This is a genomic window from Mucilaginibacter koreensis (genome assembly GCF_054783355.1).
Map to the genome: position 1 here is coordinate 2024473 of NZ_BAAGQS010000001.1, position 18579 is coordinate 2043051.

General features: G+C 43.3%; 21 protein-coding genes. 6 read left to right on the top strand and 15 right to left on the bottom strand.

Annotation, left to right across the window (positions count from 1 at the left end; genetic code table 11):
• Nucleotides 1-5: 5 nt before the first annotated feature.
• The 3 genes from rnc to ACYVNW_RS09215 are packed head-to-tail and all read right to left on the bottom strand — an operon-like array spanning nucleotide 6 to nucleotide 2262.
• Entirely contained in the window at nucleotides 6-731 is a 726-nt protein-coding gene (gene rnc / locus ACYVNW_RS09205) for a ribonuclease III (protein ID WP_460679562.1), read from the bottom strand.
• Nucleotides 732-749: 18 nt separating this feature from the next.
• Nucleotides 750-2003, bottom strand: coding sequence for a beta-ketoacyl-ACP synthase II (gene fabF / locus ACYVNW_RS09210; protein ID WP_460679563.1), 1254 nt, complete (start codon nucleotides 2001-2003; stop codon nucleotides 750-752).
• A 22-nt stretch (nucleotides 2004-2025) separates the two neighbouring features.
• Entirely contained in the window at nucleotides 2026-2262 is a 237-nt protein-coding gene (locus ACYVNW_RS09215; protein WP_008508386.1) for an acyl carrier protein, read from the bottom strand.
• Between the two features lie 152 nt (nucleotides 2263-2414).
• Here ACYVNW_RS09215 and ACYVNW_RS09220 point away from each other — a divergent pair, with 152 nt between their 5' ends.
• Together ACYVNW_RS09220 and pyk are read left to right on the top strand one after the other, a co-directional pair.
• Complete coding sequence (locus ACYVNW_RS09220; protein WP_460679564.1) at nucleotides 2415-2837, top strand: IPExxxVDY family protein; 423 nt, start codon at nucleotides 2415-2417, stop codon at nucleotides 2835-2837.
• A gap of 85 nt (nucleotides 2838-2922) precedes the next feature.
• On the top strand, nucleotides 2923-4359 hold the full coding sequence (gene pyk / locus ACYVNW_RS09225) for a pyruvate kinase (protein WP_460679565.1): 1437 nt from the start codon (nucleotides 2923-2925) through the stop codon (nucleotides 4357-4359).
• A 279-nt stretch (nucleotides 4360-4638) separates the two neighbouring features.
• Here pyk and ACYVNW_RS09230 read toward each other — a convergent pair whose 3' ends face one another.
• The 3 genes from ACYVNW_RS09230 to ACYVNW_RS09240 are packed head-to-tail and all read right to left on the bottom strand — an operon-like array spanning nucleotide 4639 to nucleotide 7455.
• Entirely contained in the window at nucleotides 4639-6597 is a 1959-nt protein-coding gene (locus ACYVNW_RS09230; protein WP_460679566.1) for a TonB family protein, read from the bottom strand.
• A gap of 2 nt (nucleotides 6598-6599) precedes the next feature.
• A complete protein-coding gene (locus tag ACYVNW_RS09235; RefSeq protein WP_460679567.1) occupies nucleotides 6600-6971 on the bottom strand; it encodes a BlaI/MecI/CopY family transcriptional regulator in 372 nt (123 codons plus the stop codon).
• 16 nt (nucleotides 6972-6987) lie between these two features.
• Complete coding sequence (locus ACYVNW_RS09240) at nucleotides 6988-7455, bottom strand: hypothetical protein (RefSeq protein WP_460679568.1); 468 nt, start codon at nucleotides 7453-7455, stop codon at nucleotides 6988-6990.
• Between the two features lie 208 nt (nucleotides 7456-7663).
• On the opposite strand from ACYVNW_RS09240, the gene ACYVNW_RS09245 reads away from it, so the two are divergent.
• Nucleotides 7664-9067, top strand: coding sequence for an MBL fold metallo-hydrolase RNA specificity domain-containing protein (locus ACYVNW_RS09245; protein WP_460679569.1), 1404 nt, complete (start codon nucleotides 7664-7666; stop codon nucleotides 9065-9067).
• A gap of 138 nt (nucleotides 9068-9205) precedes the next feature.
• Here the strand turns inward: ACYVNW_RS09245 and ACYVNW_RS09250 are convergent, their stop codons facing one another.
• From ACYVNW_RS09250 to ACYVNW_RS09265, 4 genes are read right to left on the bottom strand one after another with little or no spacing between them, the layout of a single operon-like run.
• Nucleotides 9206-9454 (bottom strand): cytochrome b5 domain-containing protein, encoded by a 249-nt coding sequence (locus ACYVNW_RS09250; protein ID WP_460679570.1) that lies wholly within the window; start codon nucleotides 9452-9454, stop codon nucleotides 9206-9208.
• On the bottom strand, nucleotides 9439-10119 hold the full coding sequence (locus tag ACYVNW_RS09255; RefSeq protein ID WP_460679571.1) for a lycopene cyclase domain-containing protein: 681 nt from the start codon (nucleotides 10117-10119) through the stop codon (nucleotides 9439-9441). The genes ACYVNW_RS09250 and ACYVNW_RS09255 overlap by 16 nt, the downstream gene beginning before the upstream one ends.
• On the bottom strand, nucleotides 10116-10661 hold the full coding sequence (locus tag ACYVNW_RS09260) for a hypothetical protein (RefSeq protein WP_460679572.1): 546 nt from the start codon (nucleotides 10659-10661) through the stop codon (nucleotides 10116-10118). The genes ACYVNW_RS09255 and ACYVNW_RS09260 overlap by 4 nt, the downstream gene beginning before the upstream one ends.
• Nucleotide 10662: 1 nt before the next feature.
• Nucleotides 10663-11496 carry a phytoene/squalene synthase family protein gene (locus tag ACYVNW_RS09265; protein ID WP_460679573.1) on the bottom strand — a complete coding sequence of 278 codons (834 nt, stop codon included), beginning with the start codon at nucleotides 11494-11496 and terminating at the stop codon, nucleotides 10663-10665.
• 122 nt (nucleotides 11497-11618) lie between these two features.
• Here ACYVNW_RS09265 and ACYVNW_RS09270 point away from each other — a divergent pair, with 122 nt between their 5' ends.
• Nucleotides 11619-13112: a phytoene desaturase family protein gene (locus ACYVNW_RS09270; protein WP_460679574.1), complete on the top strand. Its 1494-nt coding sequence runs from the start codon at nucleotides 11619-11621 to the stop codon at nucleotides 13110-13112.
• Between the two features lie 193 nt (nucleotides 13113-13305).
• Here ACYVNW_RS09270 and ACYVNW_RS09275 read toward each other — a convergent pair whose 3' ends face one another.
• Together ACYVNW_RS09275 and murB are read right to left on the bottom strand one after the other, a co-directional pair.
• Nucleotides 13306-13845 carry a sigma-70 family RNA polymerase sigma factor gene (locus ACYVNW_RS09275; RefSeq protein ID WP_460679575.1) on the bottom strand — a complete coding sequence of 180 codons (540 nt, stop codon included), beginning with the start codon at nucleotides 13843-13845 and terminating at the stop codon, nucleotides 13306-13308.
• Nucleotides 13846-14132: 287 nt separating this feature from the next.
• On the bottom strand, nucleotides 14133-15149 hold the full coding sequence (gene murB, locus ACYVNW_RS09280) for a UDP-N-acetylmuramate dehydrogenase (RefSeq protein WP_460679576.1): 1017 nt from the start codon (nucleotides 15147-15149) through the stop codon (nucleotides 14133-14135).
• 85 nt (nucleotides 15150-15234) lie between these two features.
• Between murB and ACYVNW_RS09285 the strand changes: the two genes are divergently transcribed.
• Both ACYVNW_RS09285 and ACYVNW_RS09290 read left to right on the top strand, forming a co-directional pair.
• Nucleotides 15235-15465 carry a DUF433 domain-containing protein gene (locus ACYVNW_RS09285; RefSeq protein ID WP_460679577.1) on the top strand — a complete coding sequence of 77 codons (231 nt, stop codon included), beginning with the start codon at nucleotides 15235-15237 and terminating at the stop codon, nucleotides 15463-15465.
• A complete protein-coding gene (locus ACYVNW_RS09290) occupies nucleotides 15458-15796 on the top strand; it encodes a DUF5615 family PIN-like protein (protein WP_460679578.1) in 339 nt (112 codons plus the stop codon). Before ACYVNW_RS09285 ends, ACYVNW_RS09290 begins: the two co-directional genes overlap by 8 nt.
• Nucleotides 15797-15799: 3 nt before the next feature.
• Here the strand turns inward: ACYVNW_RS09290 and ACYVNW_RS09295 are convergent, their stop codons facing one another.
• The 3 genes from ACYVNW_RS09295 to lpdA form a co-directional block, all read right to left on the bottom strand.
• Complete coding sequence (locus tag ACYVNW_RS09295) at nucleotides 15800-16240, bottom strand: sterol desaturase family protein (protein WP_460679579.1); 441 nt, start codon at nucleotides 16238-16240, stop codon at nucleotides 15800-15802.
• 22 nt (nucleotides 16241-16262) lie between these two features.
• Nucleotides 16263-16889 (bottom strand): TlpA family protein disulfide reductase, encoded by a 627-nt coding sequence (locus ACYVNW_RS09300; RefSeq protein ID WP_460679580.1) that lies wholly within the window; start codon nucleotides 16887-16889, stop codon nucleotides 16263-16265.
• A gap of 105 nt (nucleotides 16890-16994) precedes the next feature.
• Entirely contained in the window at nucleotides 16995-18398 is a 1404-nt protein-coding gene (gene lpdA / locus ACYVNW_RS09305) for a dihydrolipoyl dehydrogenase (protein ID WP_460679581.1), read from the bottom strand.
• Nucleotides 18399-18579: the final 181 nt, after the last annotated feature.

The window sequence follows — 18579 nt, forward strand, 5'->3', positions numbered from 1 at the left end:
CCGTTTCAGATAGACAAATTAGTACAGGCTTTTTCGGCTGCTAATTTTTCGGCTGTTTTTTTATTGAACTCTTTTCCTAAACCCATTGGCTCATTGTCAACCGTTACCTGTATGGTAAACAGTTTGACGCTTTCACCTTCAGCATTAGGGATCAACTCAAACAATACATCTTTACCATGGCGCTGGCACCATTCAATCAGCTTGCTCTTGAAGTTGGTTTCGGTTTGCTCCAAAGTATGGATGTCAATATGCGGCTTAATGATGTGATTGATGAGGAAACTTTTGGTAAAATCATACCCTTTGTCAAGGTACACGGCACCAATCAGTGCCTCAAAAGCATCGCCCAATAAGGAGCCCTGGCGGGCAGAACCTACAGCGCGCTGGTCATACTCTATCAAACTTTCTAAACCCAGTTTGCGCGATAACTGGTTAAGGTTAACACGGCTCACCATTTTAGAACGCAGTTCTGTTAAAAAGCCTTCGTCTTTATAAGGGTATAATTTAAACAATACCTCTGCCACTACGCTGCCCAATACCGCATCGCCCAGAAACTCCAGGCGCTCGTTGCTGTTTTTTACACCCTTTTTAATGGATTGGGCAACCGACTTATGCCGAAAAGCCAAACGGTATAAAGACAAATTGCCCGGTGTATAACCGAGCAAATTCTTTAACTGTTTAGTATATTTTCTATGCGGAGATAAATAAAGCTTATATAACCGACGAATAGGCATGCAGCAATTTACGAAAAATTATGCTTCGTATTTTTTAAATATAACAGAAGCATTGTGGCCGCCAAAACCAAAGCCGTTGCTTTGCGCTGCCCTTACTTCACGTTGCTGTGCAGTGTTAAAGGTAAAGTTAATTTTAGAATCAAAAGCCGGATCATCAGTAAAATGGTTGATGGTTGGCGGAATGATATTATTTTTAACTGCCAATATAGCCGCAATAGCTTCAACCGCACCTGCAGCACCCAGTAAGTGCCCGGTCATGGATTTGGTAGAGCTGATGTTTACACGATACAACTCGTCGCCATATACATCCTGAATAGCTTTTACTTCTTGCGGATCGCCTATCGGGGTTGAGGTGCCGTGTACGTTGATATAATCAATGTCGGCCGGTGTCATGCCTGCATCTTGTAAAGCAGCACGCATTACCAGTGCAGCGCCCAAGCCTTCAGGGTGAGGAGCCGTCATGTGATAAGCATCGGCACTCATACCACCGCCCATCATTTCGGCATAAATTTTAGCGCCGCGTGCCTTGGCATGCTCCAGTTCTTCCAAAATAATGGTACCTGCGCCCTCGCCGGCCACAAAGCCGTCGCGGTCTAAATCAAACGGACGTGAAGCCGTTGCAGGATCATCATTACGGGTAGAGAGGGCGTGCATAGCGTTAAACCCGCCAATACCTGCCTCATTAATAATCGCTTCGGAGCCGCCGCTGATAAACATATTGGCTTTACCTAAACGAATGTAATTGAAGGCATCAATCAGCGAATTATTGGATGATGCACAGGCCGAAACAGTGGTAAAGTTTGGCCCTCTTAATCCGTATTTGATAGAGATATGGCCAGGAGCAATATCTGCAATCATTTTAGGGATAAAGAAAGGATTGAAACGTGGGGTACCATCGCCTTTAGCAAAGTTAACCACTTCATCCAAAAAGGTTTTTAAACCACCAATACCTGATCCCCAGATAACACCTATACGGTTTACATCCAGTTCATCAAAATTGAGGCCGGCATCTTTCACCGCTTCCTCGGTAGAATACAGGGCGTATTGTACAAAGGGATCCAGCTTACGGGCATCTTTACGGCCCAAAAATGCATCCGCATCAAAACCCTTCACCTCACAGGCAAACTTGGTTTTGAAATGCGTTACATCAAAACTCTTAATAAAGGCAGCACCACTCACTCCATTGATCAACCCGTTCCAGTATTCTGCAACGCTGTTACCAATTGGAGTAAGTGCACCCAGCCCGGTTACGACAACTCGCTTAAACTCCATTTAAACTTCTCCAGGGAGTTATTTATTTAACGTTTTTTTCCAGATAAGCGATAGCCTGACCTACTGTACCAATGGTTTCAGCCTGATCATCAGGAATAGCTACGTTAAATTCTTTTTCAAACTCCATGATCAGTTCCACGGTGTCTAATGAATCAGCACCAAGGTCATTGGTGAAGCTTGCTTCTGGTGTAACTTCACTTTCGTCAACACCTAATTTTTCTACAATGATAGCTTTTACTCTTGAAGCGATATCAGACATAATGTGTGATGTTTAATGTGTAAATAAAAATTTCTGTGCAAAGAAAAATAAATTCTGGTAAATATCAAACCTATTTTCCGAATGCTTAATGTTAACAAAGTTTTAGGTATAGAGTTTCAGTTTGTAATTTTATACGCTAAATAATTAGAAACTTGAATAAAAAGGTTTTAAAGGTAGGCGCCGATCTGGATTTCGAGCTGATTGCCATCACTTCTGCACTTAAAGATTACCGGGTTTGTTTCCTGATTAACAAACACTTGAACTTCAATTTCAGGAAAGAAGATGACTTGAAAGTAGATATTTATAAGAACAGTGTTGAGCCTGCCCTCTTTTCTTTATATCACTACCAGTGGGAAACCACGGAGACTGATTTTTATTTTATTGCCAACCGCGGCTCTGATGGCTTGCTGATTCCGGAGATGCGCCAGGCCGATTATTTTCTGATGATACGTAATTATATAGATACAAATGATCTGAATGAGATCATTTCGGGCTTAAATACCCTACCCGAAATCATTTCTGCAATAAAGATTGATCCCAAAAAAATAAAATCAAACGAAAATCTGTTATTTTAGCGCAAATTTTAAGTGTCGGATTTACACTAAATGTACACCGGCACCTGTTTTTATAGGTAAAGGCAAAGCCAGTTAACTCTAAAATATGAAACTATCTTACAACCGTACTAAAATTGTGGCTACCATGGGCCCGGCATCTACCAAGAAAGATGTACTGCTGGCCATGATTAAGGCAGGTGTGAATGTATGCCGCCTGAATTTCTCGCACGGCCGCCCGGAAGACCACCAGAAAACCATTGACCTGATTCGTGAAATTAACGAACAATATAAAGTAAACATTGGTATCCTGGCCGATTTGCAAGGACCAAAAATTCGCATTGGTTTGGTAAAAGATGGCGGTATTCACCTGGTAAACGGTAAACATATTGATATTACCACCCATGAGTGCATTGGTGATGATCATCAGATTTATATTACCTACGAAACCTTCCCTCAGGATGTACAGGCCGGCGAAATTATATTGCTGGATGACGGAAAATTGCAGTTACGCGTAATTGAAACCAACCGTAAAGACACTGTTAAATGTGAAGTGGTACACGGCGGTATCTTAACCTCACGTAAAGGTGTAAACCTGCCAAACACCAAAGTATCTATCCCAAGCTTAACCGAAGAAGACTTGGTAAACCTGCAATTTGCATTGCAAAACGATGTAGAGTGGATTGGTTTATCATTCGTACGTACCGGCGAGGATATTGTAGACCTGAAACGCATTATTGCACAAAGCGGCAAGCCTTCAAAAATTATTGCCAAGGTTGAAAAACCAGAGGCTATTGACAATATTGACGCCATTATTGCCGCTACTGATGGTGTAATGGTAGCCCGTGGCGACCTGGGTGTGGAAATGCCTTTAGAAGTAGTGCCAATGCTGCAAAAAATGATTGTACGCAAGTGCCGTGCAGCTTCAAAACCGGTAATTGTAGCCACCCAGATGCTGGAGTCAATGATTACTACCCCACGCCCTACCCGCGCCGAGGTGAATGACGTAGCCAACTCTGTACTTGACGGCGCCGATGCTGTGATGCTGAGCGGTGAGACCTCTGTAGGTGAGTTCCCGGTGATTGTAATTGACACAATGGCTAAGATTGTGCGGAACGTAGAAGAAAGCGGTTATCCGTTTAATGCGCCTAAAACAACCATTACTGACGTGAGTTCTCCGGTTTACCTGAGCAACGCCGTATGTGAATCTGCCGTTTACCTGGCCGACCATACCAACGCTGCGGGCATCGTATCCATGACGGTTTCTGGCTATACGGCTTTCGAAATATCGAGCTACCGCCCTAAGGCCAGCACTTATATCTTTACTTCGAACAAAACTTTATTGAATGCACTAAGCCTGGTTTGGGGTGTAAAAGCGTTTTACTACGACCAGTTGGAAAGCACTGATAAAACCATCAGCGAAGTAAACGACATTCTGAAAGGTGAAAACCTGGTAGAAGCCGGCGAGGTTGTTATCAACACCGCTGCTATTCCAATCGAGAAACAAGGCAAAACCAATATGCTGAAAGTTACTGTGATTGACTAACACCATTCAGACAAAGGATAAAAAGAGAAAGGACAAAGGATTTGGAAATTACTTCCTCATCCTTTGTCCTTTCTCTTTTGTCAATAATCTCAACTTTAGAACACTTTAGCTTTACAAATCTTCTTGTGAAGCTTGTTCATGCTGCTAAAGCGGTAGTTCCAGTAAATAGTAAACAGTTCCATACGCTTTCATCTTTGTTTTGAGGTGCTTAATATTGACAAACGATGAAAGTAATAGTTTAAGTATTTTTAAACTTTATAACAACTGAATATTAACAACTTACTGCTTCTTTTTCATGGTGACAATAACAGCTCCATTCGCAGCTTTTTCACCATACTTAGCTACAGCGGTTTTATCCTTTAATACTTCGATGGTTTGAATATCATCAGAACTTAAATTATTTATACGATTTACTTCTTTACCGTCTACAATATACAAGGGTTGGTTAGGACCCTCTAATGAAAGATTGACCCGGCCACCATTCTGGTTTCCGCTGCCAGTTGAATTGGCTTTAGCACTGGTACCATATCCGACCACCACTACTTCATTTATATTTTTGTTAATCGCAGGCTTGCCAGATTCCTCGGGGGGATGTTTTGCGTCCGGCAAACTGAACTGTATAGGCACAGTATACTGCGTACGTACCGGCCTGCCATTTTGCCGCCCAGCCGCCCATTTAGAAGAGTTAGAAACGGCCCTTACAGCCTCCTCATCCAAACCATAGCCGGGTCCTCTTACTGCTTTCACGTCAGACAGGCTGCCATCTTTCTCTACAATGAAGGTTACAATTACCCTGCCCTGTATGCCTGTTTCTCTGGCCTTAGCCGGATAGTGAATGGTTCTGCCTAAAAATTTATAAAATTCATCCATACCGCCTACATACATAGGGCTTTGTTCAACAGCGGTAAATACTTCACTTTTAATTTCAGGCACGGTATCAATCTGCAACTGCAGCACGTCGGCTTTAGGCCTTAGCGCAAAGTTTACCGGTATCACCAATGCAGTTCTGGCAGGTTTGCCATCTTTGGTACCGGGTTTCCATTTGGCTGAGGCTGACACCGCTTTTACTGCCTCTTCATTTAAGCCATAACCAGGTCCTTTAATGGCATGCACATCGGTCAAGCTTCCATCTTTCTCTACCATAAAGCCAACCATTACTTTACCGGCTACCTTAGCCTCGCGGGCAGCTGCGGGATAATGTACCCGACTGCTTATCTCATTGTAAAAAGACTTCAGGCCACCAGCCGGAACCGGAGGCGTGGTGCCTTCTGTAACATTTATCGTCATTGATTCGGCCGGGGCTTCATCTTTATTGGGTGCGTTGGTTGCTGTTGTAACCAGCTTTGCAGCATCAGCAGCCGCCACATCCAGTGCAGCATCGGTTTTAAAATTAATTTGAGTGATGATTTGGCTCTTGCTTAAAGTTGCTGATGAGAGCACCAGCATGGCGGCAAACAGCGGTGCCGACAGCCCGTATTTGACGAGCGCCACACGTTTTGACTTGTTTTTCTGTAGCATGATGATTCGTTGTTTGAGTAAACTTTTATTAAAGAATGGATTGATGAGTTGGTGGGGCGGCGCCATAAAAGCCTGGTTCACCAGCAGCTGGGCATATTGCTTTTTAGAGGTTCCGGTACTCACCACCTCATCATCGGCAATAAACTCGTGCAAATGCTTTACCGCACGGCGGTATAAGTAAATAACAGGGTTGAACCAGCTTACAATCAGCAGCACTTCGAGCAGCAGACGGTCGGCCGAATGTAATTGCCGACTGTGGGTTTCTTCGTGTGCCGTAATAATGTCATGGCCAGGCTGCGCCTCGTTCACTTGTATCTTGTTAAAAAAAGAATAAGCGGCTTCACTTTCGGGTCTTTTTAGCAGCCGGCGCAGGGCAATCAACTGCAGGCAAAGCTTTACGGCCATAAATAATAAGCCGAATAGGTATACATAGCTCAGCAAATCGCCCAGAGTAATGCGGTTATCAGGCATGGCCGTTACCTGGAACAGTTGCGCCGGGTTTACCTGATAAATGGTTTGCTCCACCCGCTCGGTAATCAGCCAGTGCTTCACCCAATCTGACTGCACCAGCGGCAGGATGAATGACAGCGCCGCCGAGGCTACCAGGTAAATGCGGTTAAGCTGAAAAAAAGTTTCGCGCTTTAGCAGCAGCGCATAAAAGGCATAAAATAAGATAAGGTATAGGTTTGCTAATAACAGATAGTGCCACCAAGTTGTCATCGCTATTCATTTTTAAATTTTTCAATCAGTTTCATGAGTTCATCGGCTTCCTTCAGGTTAATTTTCTCTTTTTGCACAAAGAAGGAGAACATGCGTTTCACCGAGTTATCGAAGTAGCCGTTCAGCAGCTTATCTGCTGCAAAATCTTTATAAGCCTCTTTGCTGATCAGCGGGTAATATTCATGGCTTTTACCATGGGCTATGTGCCCTACAAAGCCTTTGGTCTCCAGTATCCGTATAATGGTGGATACCGTATTATAAGCCGGCTTTGGTTCGGGCAATTGCTCAATTACATCTTTTACAAATCCTTTTTTTAGTTGCCACAGCACCTGCATAAGTTGCTCTTCGGCACGGGTAAGTTCCTTTATTTCCATAGTGAGTGATGATAATTTATTCAGCGTCCTGGTATATAGCCGGCCCGCATTGGGCAAACTTTTTACCGGCTGTAATTTTCAGTTTATATGTTTTTACAAATTGATTAAGCAGTGTTATAAATTGCGCTTGTGTTTCGGCAGCCATACCTGTAGGTTGTAAGTTGAGCAGGTAGTAATCAATGGTACCATCCGGCTCAAAATAAATACGGTGCACAATGCGGGTTGGCTTACCCCAAGTAAAATTATTAGCTTTCATGTAACGGGCTACATCCTGCAGCAGTGCTACATAAGCACTGTAAAACGCTTTGGTTCCTGCTCCCCTGAATACGGATTTAGCAGAATCAACATCTAATGCATTGGCATAAACCCTGTCCAGCTTTTGAACAGTTAAGCCTTCCTTTTCTGCGTCCTGAAAAGTGATAGCTCTTTGCGCCGAAACGGTTAAGCTCCAAAGCATTAAACAGATTAAAGTTAAAAATTTCATCGTTAATATCGGTTAAAATAGCGCTTTCAACTAAGTTCTTAGTCAAAGATATTATTTCAACTTTACATTATCAACTAAAGTTTTAGTTTTTTATAAAAATATATTTATCAGTGATGTAATTGCTACTTAACAACCACTCCAATAAACATTTGCCTGCACTGGTACGTTGCTATCCTACTAATTATAAAATTTTACAGCTACCTATTACATGCATATTACTTTTCATGGCGCTGCCCGTAATGTAACCGGCAGCAAGCACCTGCTCACTTTAAATGATGGCACCTCTGTACTGCTGGACTGCGGCATGTTTCAGGGCCTCGGCGAAAAAACAGAAAACCTGAACGAACACCTCGGCTTTAATCCGAAAAAGGTGGATTATATGATTCTCTCTCATGCTCATATTGACCATTGCGGCTTGATTCCAAAACTGGTGTCAGAGGGTTTTGAAGGTCAGATATTTTGCACTGCCCCTACTATGGAGTTGGCCCGCATCCTATTAATGGATTCTGCTAAGATACAGCAACAGGACACTGACTATAGTAACCGGCAACGCAGCAAAAAGAACGAGCCGCATTTAACCGCATTGTATACCGAAGAGCAGGCGATGGAAGCCATGCGCCTGTTTAAGATTGTAGACTATAACGAGGAATATGAAATTACACCCCGCATCAAATTTAAATTTACTGACGTAGGCCATGTAATAGGCAGTGCGGCTGTTCATCTCACCGTGCTTGAGGATGGTAAAGAAACCTGCATTACTTTTAGCGGCGATGTGGGCCGTTACGGCGATTTGCTGTTACGCAGTCCGCAAACCTTTCCGCAGGCCGATTATGTTTTGCTTGAATCTACCTACGGCGATTCATTGCATAAAGAATTGGAACCAATAGAGGATGCTCTGTTGAATGTTATTAAACATACCTGTATAGATAAACGGGGAAAACTCATCATCCCGGCCTTCAGCGTAGGGCGTACGCAAGAATTACTGTACACATTAAACTGCCTGGAGCAGGAAGGCAGGCTGCCGGATGTACCTGTTTTTGTAGATAGCCCTTTATCGTTACAAGCCACAGAGGTATTGCGAAACCATACTGAAGTTTTCAATAAAGATGTAAAAGAAACGATGAAAACGGATGCCGACCCGTTTTCGTTTAAGAACCTGCATTTCATTGAATCGACGGCTGAATCTATTGCCTTGAATGATGATGCCCGCCCCTGCGTAATCATATCCTCATCGGGTATGGCGGATGCAGGCCGTGTAAAGCATCACATCAAAAATAATATTGGCAACCAGAAAAACACCATCCTGATTGTAGGCTATTGCGAGCCCGGCTCATTAGGCGGCCACCTGATGCACGGTGACCATGAAGTTGATATTTTTGGCGACAAGTACCAGGTGAACGCCGAAGTACAAGTAATTAAAAGCATGAGCGCCCACGGTGATTATGAGGATTTACTACACTTTTTAAGCTGCCAGGATCCGAAACAAGTCAAAAAACTTTTCTTGGTACACGGCGAATACGAAACACAAAAACACTTTTGCGATAAGTTAAAGGAAAAAGGTTTTGGCGAAGTGGAGATACCTTTTCAGCATCAACGGGTGGAGCTGGAGTAACTGCTTGTGGTTGACTATAAATAGTTTGTCATGGCGAGGAGGAACGACGTGGCCATCGCACGGAGGCATCTGCGCCTCTGTATAGCAAGCGGTTGCCACGCTATCGCTCGCAATGACAATCCGTACTATTATACAATTTCACCCCAACTTCCCTATCACCTCAAACCGTTCAAATACACCGGCTGTGTGCGGTGCATCGGCCAGTTCGGGTGTTAAATCCTGCCCGGCCCAGTGTTCGTAGTGCTTACCGTTTCGCCAGAGGCGGCTTTCGGTAACATCATAAATTAAGCCCTGATAAGCTACCCAGATCTGCGGCTTGTCTTGCCCGTTGCGCAAAGCCAGCTGCGAGCGGCTATACACCGGCAATTGATTTAGCGAGGGCTCCATCTGCGTTTAAAATATTCAAAAAAGGCGGTATTCATGAGAAGCAGCGCCAAGGAGTAAAAATGATCTTCAAAAGGTATGGTGCCAACACGAATGGCCATGTTTTCGTGATTGTTGTATAACACAATAGGTATAGCCGTTAGCACCCCGTTTACTACATAAAACGGAATGAGTGATACCACATAAGCCATATAAAAGCGGCCTAACCAGGGTGATTTGATCAAAAACTGTAACGTTAAAATTATCACCAGCAACAAACCAAAGGTAACCAGTGTATACAAGCGGGTATGATACGTTACCAATAGCACAGCGCTTAGCCCCAGCAATAAGCCGGAAATGAGATAAGTCAACATTTTTCCGGGCTGCCATTTAACATAGTAATTCAGGCAGGCATAAATAAACAGGCAGGCGAAGGGAACGGTTAAAAAAAACAAGATCTCCTCCAGCGGTAGCTGGAATACTTTAATACCCAATATATAATCGGGGTTGAACGACCATACATTGTTTAACGTAAACTGTACATCCCAGTATAGAAACACCAAGCCCGTAATCAACAGGCCAGGGGCCAGATACTTCCAGCTTTTATAAAATGCTACACGGCGGTCGAACGACAGAGCTATGGGAAATACAATAGTCAGGAAGTTAATTAACAGGTAGGCAGTATTCACTTTAAAGCGGCTAAGTTTTTCCGCAAATCTACGGTTTCGGCCGCCGTGCAGCGGCCCGAATCCAACAAAAATTTAATCACTGTAACCGCAAGGTCTCTATCGCTGCTGGGGTAGTGTTTACCATCAATCAACTTCACCAGCTCTTGCCGGTCGGTGTTCAGGTGCTTGCTGTAACCTAAAAAGGAAGGTACATTGTGTTCAATTGAAAAACGAATAAACCGCACTTCAAGATGGTGGGTGTTTTGTTCTACCGCTGTATCGAGGTGCTTTTCTGCATCGCTTACATAACTTATTTTCGAGAAAGGGCTCCATACCTGTTTGGCCTTCAGAGCTTCTGTTGCAGCTAAATAAGCATTTTGCTGGGCACTGCGGTTATTTACATTCAGGAACGATTGATACAATGAGTCTGTAAGGCGCTTGTTGTTTAAGGCCACCACCAGTTTTTGCCTCACCTGCCGGGCAGAGGTTTGCCCCTGTACCTGCAGCGAACAACATAAGAACGCGCTCAACAGCCAACCTATATGCAATACTTTTAAACTCATTTTAAATGATGTTTAACTTTTGATGGAGTACCGCTTTCATATACAGCGCCATTTTGCGCCGGTCTGATACCCGGATGCGTTTTTGCATGATTACGCTGGCCGGTGTGTGGCTTATTTTTTTAAATAATTGCAGGTAATATACATAGGCAATGTACACCCCCAGCCTGCTGCCGCGTGGCAACTGCTTAATGCCTTCGAAAGCATCGTCAAAATCTTTTTTGATGTCGGCTTCAATTTGGGCCTTCTCCTCATCGGTAAAGCTATTGAAGTCAATATCCGGAAAGTAAGTGCGGCCGCGTTCTTCAAAATCGGCTTTTACATCGCGAAGGAAATTTATTTTTTGAAACGCTGAACCCAGGCTGCAGGCCATAGGTTTGAGGCTTTGGTATTGCGCTTCGTCATTTTCGCAGAACACCCGCAGGCACATCAGCCCTACTACTTCGGCCGAGCCATAAATATAATTTTTGTAGCCATCGTGATTATAAGCTTTGTTCTCTAAATCCATTTCCATAGAATCCAGGAAAGCATGGATCAGTTCATGCTCAATGTGATAAGCATTTACAATGAGTTGGAAAGATTGCAATACCGGATTTAAAGAGATGCCATCACGTATGGCCTTAAAGGTTTCCTGCCTGAAGTTGGTAATAAGTTCGTGCTTATCATAGGCATGAAAGGTATCTACAATTTCATCAGCATAGCGTACAAAGCCATAAATAGCATATACCGGAAAATGAAAACGCTTACTGAAGGCCCTGATACCAATACTAAAAGAAGTACTGTATTTGGTGGTAATCAGCTTACTGCACTCAAAGCAGGTTTCATCATATAGATTCATAGGGAACCGAAGGCATATTTTAGGTAGCGGATATATCAAATATACATAAATATGGCTTAGTTGTTTAGTTGTACACTAAAACATTTTGCTTACTTTGAACTTGTAACAGGGCATTTCTATACATGAGTCAACCAAAATCAGTTATTGTAATAGGCGCGGGCTTCGCCGGAATGGCTGCCGCCACGCTATTGGCCAAAGAGGGCTATCAGGTTACCCTACTCGAAAAAAATGACCAGCCCGGCGGTCGTGCCCGAATTTGGGAAAAAGACGGGTTTAAGTTTGACATGGGCCCCAGCTGGTACTGGATGCCCGATATCTTTGAAAATTACTTCGCCTTGTTTGGCAAAAAGCCGTCCGATTACTATAACCTGAAACGCCTAGACCCTGGTTACCGCATTTATTATGGAAAAGACGACCTGATAGATGTACCTGCCGCCATGCCTGAGTTGGAAGCCTTGTTTGAGCGCATAGAACCTGGCAGCAGTCAGGGGCTAAGAAAATTTCTTAGTCAGGCTGAGTACAAATACCGCGTGGGCATGAATGAATATGTACAGCGCCCCTCGCACTCCATTACCGAGTTTATTGACTGGAACCTGATTAAAAAAAGCTTTGGTATACAATTGCTCACCAGCATGAGCAAACATGTACGGCAGTATTTCAAAAACCCCAAGCTGATCAAGTTATTAGAGTTTCCGGTACTTTTTCTGGGTGCTACCCCACAAAACACCCCGGCCATGTATAGTATGATGAATTATGCCGACCTGGTTTTGGGCACCTGGTACCCTGATGGCGGCATGAACGAAATTGTGCAAGCCATGGTAAAGCTGGCTCAAGAATACAATGTGGATATCAGGCTGAATACAGAAGTAACCGCCATACATACCGATGGCGATACGGCAAGCGGCGTAATTACTACACAAGGAGAATACAAAGCCGATTTTATCATTGCCGGTGCCGATTATGAACATGTAGACCAGCAACTGGTAGACCAAGCTCACCGCAACTATACTCCCAAATATTGGGACAACCGCACTATGTCGCCCTCCAGCTTATTGTTTTATGTGGGGGTTAACAAAAAGCTGCCGAACATTCAACATCATAACTTATTTTTTGATGAAGATTTTGAGCTGCATGCCCATGAAATTTACACTGAGCCCCAATGGCCCACCAAGCCATTGTTTTATGTATGCTGCACTTCAAAAACAGATGCCGGTGCCGCCCCCGAGGGTTCTGAAAATCTGTTTTTCCTGGTTCCGCTAGCCCCGGGACTAAATGATAATGAAGAACTGCGGGAAGCATACTTTAACAAAATTGCCGACCGCTTTGAACAGCTTACCGGCGAAAATATTCGGGAGCATATCATCGTCAAACGCAGCTACGCCATGAACGACTTTAAGGCTGATTATCATTCTTATAAAGGCAATGCCTACGGCTTAGCCAATACTTTGGCGCAAACTGCCTTTTTTAAACCAGCCATGCGCGCTAAAAAGATTAAAAATATGCTTTACACCGGCCAGCTTACTGTACCCGGCCCCGGAGTACCGCCGGCGTTGATATCGGGACAGATAGCGGCGAAGGAAGTGATGAAGATGATGCCAAGCCCCCTAACCCCCTAAAGGGGGAACAGAAGTTAGGAGAAAAGAGAAAGGACCAAAGATCAAGAATTGAACCTTTGTCTTTTATCCATTCTCTTTTCATCTTTTGTCAAAATTTCTCCTCTCCCTTTAGGGGCTGGGGGGCACAAAAAAAGGCCCGTTCAATCAACGGGCCTTTTTTTGTAATATATAGTGAGTTTGAATGAGCTAAGATTTATTCCTCTTCTGCAAAGATTGGTTTTTTCAAACCGTTATCATAAGCTTTCAGGTTTTTCTTCAGCAGCTTGCGGGCTACGTGAATGCGGGTTTTTACAGTACCGATAGGGATGGTTAAGTGATCGGCAATTTCGTGATATTTGTGGCCTTCAAAATACATGGTGAAAGGCACGTAATAATCTTCAGGTAAACGGTCTAAAGCACGGCGGATGTCATCCATAATGAATTTAGACTCACCTTGGTTTTTGGTTGAACTGAATACCAGATTAGCTGATGAAATTTCTTCAGATTTGGTTACAAAAGTGCTCATCTTAACAAACCGGCGGTAGTTATTGATGAATGTATTTTTCATGATGGTATACAACCATCCTTTTAAGTTAGTTCCTTCTTTAAACTTGTTGTAGTAAGTGATGGCCTTTAACATTGTATCCTGTACAAGGTCGTTAGCATCGTCTGCGTCATGAGTGAAGTGTAAGGCGTAAGAACGTAGTGAACTTGCCTGACGTAGTACCATGGTGTTAAACTCTGTCTTTGTCATTCTATTTCAGTTAAAGTTTGTACTGAGTAGGTTGCAAACATGATACCGTTTTGCTTTGGCACAGCTATAAGCTGTACATAAACGCCAAAAAAGTTTTAAACAAGCGTGAATAAAACAAATAAATATGCTGAAACCGAAATACGTAAACAACTATGCATAAGTAGCTTATCTGCCCGTAAATGCGCCAAATGCAATTAAATTCAAATATTAATCTAAAACATTTATCAAGTTTCAGCACTTGATATAGAAAAAAGGGAAGTAAGGTCTTTTTAGGACAGTTAAGTACATTAACCGATCATATTTACCTCGCGCTCCAGCATAACGCCAAATTTAGTGTACACACTGTCTATGATTTGCGACGACAGCGCATACACCTCTGCGCCTGTGGCACCGCCATGGTTTACCAATACCAGCGCCTGATTTTTCCAGGTTCCGGTGTGGCCTACTACTTTTCCCTTCCAGCCACATTGCTCAATGAGCCAGCCGGCGGCCAGTTTTACCAACCCTTCTCCTGCCGGGAAATTAACCACTTGCGGGTATTGCTCTACCAGTCGGTTAAACTGTTCGGCTGGAATAACCGGATTTTTGAAGAAGCTGCCTGCATTACCGATGGTAGAAGGATCGGGCAATTTAGACACACGGATATGTGATACCACCTGCGCTACATCTTTTAAAGTAGGCGCTGCAATACCGCGCTGAGCCAGTTCCTGCTCAATAGCACCATAGTGCAGCTTTAAATGGGGGATTAAAGACAATTGGAATTTTACCGAGGTAATAATGTATTGCCCCTTCAGTTGCTTAAAAATACTTTCGCGGTAACTGAAATGGCAATCCTCTTTGGTAAAAGTTTTAAACTCACCGGTAGCAATTTCAAAAGCTACACAACTGTGAAATACATCTTTCAACTCCACGCCATAAGCCCCGATGTTTTGTACAGGCGAAGCCCCTACCGAGCCGGGAATGAGCGCTAGGTTTTCCATACCGGCGTAACCATGATCTACACAGAACAGCACCAGTTCATTCCAGTTTTCGCCTGCACCGGCCTCTACAATTACTTCATCATGATGAATGCGATGCTCGATGCCCCGGATGTTGAGGCGGATAACCAGCCCTGCAAAATCATGAATGAACAGCATATTGCTGCCACCGCCCAAGATCAGGCGCTCGGTCTGCAGCCATTGCGGGTCGGCAAATAATTCGGAAAGTTCTTCGGGCCGGCTAATTTCTACAAAATAGCGGGCGCTGGCTTCAATACCAAAAGTGTTAAAGTTTTTCAAAGAAACGTTTTCCTGAATCTGGAGCATGGTGTATATAATATGTATAGAGCCGCAAATTTCGGAATTAATCTATAACTTACAGATTATAGTTCGTATTTAGTAAATTTGTTATATGGCAAACCCAATAGACTATACACTTTTTATTGAAATTGAACCAGAAGTGCGTTTTGGTAAACCGGTAATTAAAGGCACACGCATTACTGTGTATGATATATTGGGTTGGTTAGCTGCAGGACTAACACATCAGCAAATTTTAGAAGACTTTCCCCAATTACAAGAACAGCACATTCTTGCTTGCCTGGCTTACGCCGCTAATAAGGAAAGGAAATTGAAAGTTGGCTGATATAAGACTCATAATTGATGAAAATATCTCTTGGCGCCTAAAGAAACTCTTACCTGAATGGATGCTGCTTCCTGTAAATGAGATCAGTCCTTCACAACGCATTAATGATTACGGAATTTGGTCTTACGCAAAGCTTCATCAATACCATATTCTTACTTTTGATGAAGATTTTATTGAATTACAAAACCTGTATAACTATCCGCCAAAAATTATCTGGCTTAGAACAGGCAATGTAACCACTTCAGAAATTGCCCGATTGCTTGTATTCCATCAACCTGTGCTTAAAGTTTTTTTAGCAGATAGAGAATCTGGCATAATCGAACTCCAGTAAAGTTTACTTAAAATACTGCTTTCTCGTTACCAGTAACCCAAACTCTTCAGAGGGTAAACGCTCGGTGGATTTATGATGAATTTTGTGCGCCCGGCGGATATTGAGTAAATACCGGTTATAAGTACGAAAAGGCCGCATACGGCTATGAATGTACCAGTCGTGAAAAATAAAATAGATAACACCATATACACTGATGCCCGCACCTATCCAAAACCGGTAATCCAAAGTTTTATGTGCTACCCACATTAGCCATAGCGACAAAGCAGCAAACCCCAAGCTAAACAAATCATTCCACTCCAGCCATCCCGATTTTTTATGCTGATGATGAGTTTTATGAATAAACCACAGCGGCCCATGAAAGAGATACTTATGGATAGCCCAGGATAAAGCTTCCATGCCGGCAATGGTGAGCACTACAATGGCGGTGTTAATTAAAAATTGCATCAATAGAAATACAAATAAACAACTATTTTGCTTGTAATGCTTTTCTCAAAGCCCCTTCCACCCTCATGGCGTAGGCCTGCTCTTGCTCTTTTTCAAAACCTGTTTCCTTAAAAATTAATTTACCTTGTTTATTGTATATCATCAGCGTTGGGTAACCTCTGAAACTAAACTGAGCATCGGGGCACAGTTTTTTATTATAGCTTTCGCCCGCTTTGGCATAAACACCAACTTTTTGGTTACAACCCGGAATAAAATAAACCGGTAATAAAAAATCTTTTCGCCCGCTTCGCTGCTGATACCAGTCAATAAACCCTTTAATGTGAGCATCACCCGCTAAAAACTTTTTAACAATGCCACTATCTGTGCGGCAAATGGTAATCAACTGCACTTGGGTGTTATTTTTATATTTAGCATGTAATTTATGCAGGTAACCCAATTCGGCAAAACAAGGCGGACAGGGAATAAACCAGTTATCAATAATCAGTACCTTGTTTTGACCTAACCGCTTTAAAGTGGTATGCTTACCTTTCAAATCATAAATTTCCAGGTCAGGTATTGCCTTAATGCCTGCGGGCTGCTTGCGCTGCGCTGATACATGATTAAAGTAAGCTGTACTTAATAGAACAAGCAGGCAGATTCTAAGGCTCATAAAATTTAAGTTTCGCTAAATATAAATATGGAGGTAACGCTTATGCAACAAAAAAGGCAGCTTTAATTATAAAGCTGCCTTTTTGTATTATTCAAAAGGGAGAAATTAAATATGTATCGCCCTGTTTTCAGTTGCTGCCAAACATGCTTCACGGATGGCTTCGGTGTACGTTGGGTGAGCATGGCTCATGCGCGATACATCCTCGGCGCTGGCACGGTACTCCATAGCTACTACACCTTCGGCAATCATGTCAGCCGCACGCGGGCCAATCATGTGCATACCCAAAATTTCGTCAGTAGTACTATCAGCCAATACTTTTACAAAGCCATCAGTATCCATACTGGCGCGCGCACGGCCGCTGGCCTTGAACGGGAATGAACCCGATTTGTATTTTACACCTTTTTCTTTCAATTGCTCCTCGGTATAACCTACCGAAGCTACTTCAGGCCAGGTATACACCACACCCGGAATCAGGTTGTAATTGATGTGCGGTTTCTGTCCGGCAATGTGCTCAGCCACAAAAGTACCTTCATCCTCGGCTTTGTGAGCCAGCATCGCACCGCGAACCACGTCGCCAATGGCATATATACCTTTAACGCTGGTTTCCAAGTGCTCATCTACCGCAATCTTTTTACCGCGCTCTTCTACCTGGATACCAATGTTCTCTAAGCCTAAACCTTCAGTATAGGCTACGCGGCCTACAGCCACCAGGCAGTAATCACCTTTCAATTCTTTCTTTTCGCCTTTCGGGGTATCAAAAGTTACGGTTACTTCATCACCTTCGGTTGTTGCACCGGTTACTTTATGACCGAGGTAAAACTCCATGCCTAGTTTTTGCAGGCTCTTTTGCAGTTCTTTACCCAGTTGCTTATCCATAGTAGGGATAATTGAATCCATAAACTCAATTACCGACACCTTGGCACCCAAACGGGCATAAACCGAACCCAACTCCAAACCAATCACACCACCGCCAATTAACACCATGTGCTTAGGCACTTCGGGCAAACTGATGGCTTCGGTTGAGGTAATGATGCGTTTTTTATCCACCTGCAAAAACGGCAGGCTCGATGGTTTTGAACCGGTAGCAATAATCACGTTCTTGGTAGTCAGCGTTTGCTCAGTGCCGTCATCTTTTTTAACAATAATCGTATTCTTATCTTTGAAAGAACCAATACCCTGATAAGAATCAATTTTATTCTTTTTAAATAAGAAAGTGATACCGCCGGTGGTTTGCGCCACCACTTCGTTTTTGCGTTTTACCATCTGGCCGAAATCAACCTGCAGGTTATCCAGGCTGATGCCGTGCGCCTTAAAGGTATGGGCCGCATTATGATAATGTTCTGAAGAATCCAGTAATGCTTTTGACGGAATACAGCCTACGTTTAAGCAGGTACCGCCAAAAGTGCCGTATTTTTCTATACAAGCAGTTTTTAAACCCAGTTGGGCACAACGGATAGCAGCTACATAGCCACCCGGACCCGAACCGATAACAATAACATCATATTGCATAACAGTAGTGTATTTGATTGGTGCACAAAGGTAAAACAATAATTGTACGAAAGGCTAAATTTGATGTGTTTGCTGTGTAAAGCTGACAAGAGTTGTATAATTATGTCTGTACCTGTCATTTCGACCGTAGGGAGAAATCTTCTTTGCCATGCCGGTCTGCTGTAGATTTATCGCTCGAAGA

Bases quoted from the DNA above. Each gene is read 5' to 3' on its own strand.
- rnc (WP_460679562.1), bottom strand. From the start codon at position 731: ATGCCTATTCGTCGGTTATATAAGCTTTATTTATCTCCGCATAGAAAA.
- fabF (WP_460679563.1), bottom strand. From the start codon at position 2,003: ATGGAGTTTAAGCGAGTTGTCGTAACCGGGCTGGGTGCACTTACTCCA.
- ACYVNW_RS09215 (WP_008508386.1), bottom strand. From the start codon at position 2,262: ATGTCTGATATCGCTTCAAGAGTAAAAGCTATCATTGTAGAAAAATTA.
- pyk (WP_460679565.1), top strand. From the start codon at position 2,923: ATGAAACTATCTTACAACCGTACTAAAATTGTGGCTACCATGGGCCCG.
- ACYVNW_RS09230 (WP_460679566.1), bottom strand. From the start codon at position 6,597: ATGACAACTTGGTGGCACTATCTGTTATTAGCAAACCTATACCTTATC.
- ACYVNW_RS09235 (WP_460679567.1), bottom strand. From the start codon at position 6,971: ATGGAAATAAAGGAACTTACCCGTGCCGAAGAGCAACTTATGCAGGTG.
- ACYVNW_RS09240 (WP_460679568.1), bottom strand. From the start codon at position 7,455: ATGAAATTTTTAACTTTAATCTGTTTAATGCTTTGGAGCTTAACCGTT.
- ACYVNW_RS09245 (WP_460679569.1), top strand. From the start codon at position 7,664: ATGCATATTACTTTTCATGGCGCTGCCCGTAATGTAACCGGCAGCAAG.
- ACYVNW_RS09250 (WP_460679570.1), bottom strand. From the start codon at position 9,454: ATGGAGCCCTCGCTAAATCAATTGCCGGTGTATAGCCGCTCGCAGCTG.
- ACYVNW_RS09260 (WP_460679572.1), bottom strand. From the start codon at position 10,661: ATGAGTTTAAAAGTATTGCATATAGGTTGGCTGTTGAGCGCGTTCTTA.
- ACYVNW_RS09265 (WP_460679573.1), bottom strand. From the start codon at position 11,496: ATGAATCTATATGATGAAACCTGCTTTGAGTGCAGTAAGCTGATTACC.
- ACYVNW_RS09270 (WP_460679574.1), top strand. From the start codon at position 11,619: ATGAGTCAACCAAAATCAGTTATTGTAATAGGCGCGGGCTTCGCCGGA.
- ACYVNW_RS09275 (WP_460679575.1), bottom strand. From the start codon at position 13,845: ATGACAAAGACAGAGTTTAACACCATGGTACTACGTCAGGCAAGTTCA.
- murB (WP_460679576.1), bottom strand. From the start codon at position 15,149: ATGCTCCAGATTCAGGAAAACGTTTCTTTGAAAAACTTTAACACTTTT.
- ACYVNW_RS09285 (WP_460679577.1), top strand. From the start codon at position 15,235: ATGGCAAACCCAATAGACTATACACTTTTTATTGAAATTGAACCAGAA.
- ACYVNW_RS09295 (WP_460679579.1), bottom strand. From the start codon at position 16,240: ATGCAATTTTTAATTAACACCGCCATTGTAGTGCTCACCATTGCCGGC.
- ACYVNW_RS09300 (WP_460679580.1), bottom strand. From the start codon at position 16,889: ATGAGCCTTAGAATCTGCCTGCTTGTTCTATTAAGTACAGCTTACTTT.
- lpdA (WP_460679581.1), bottom strand. From the start codon at position 18,398: ATGCAATATGATGTTATTGTTATCGGTTCGGGTCCGGGTGGCTATGTA.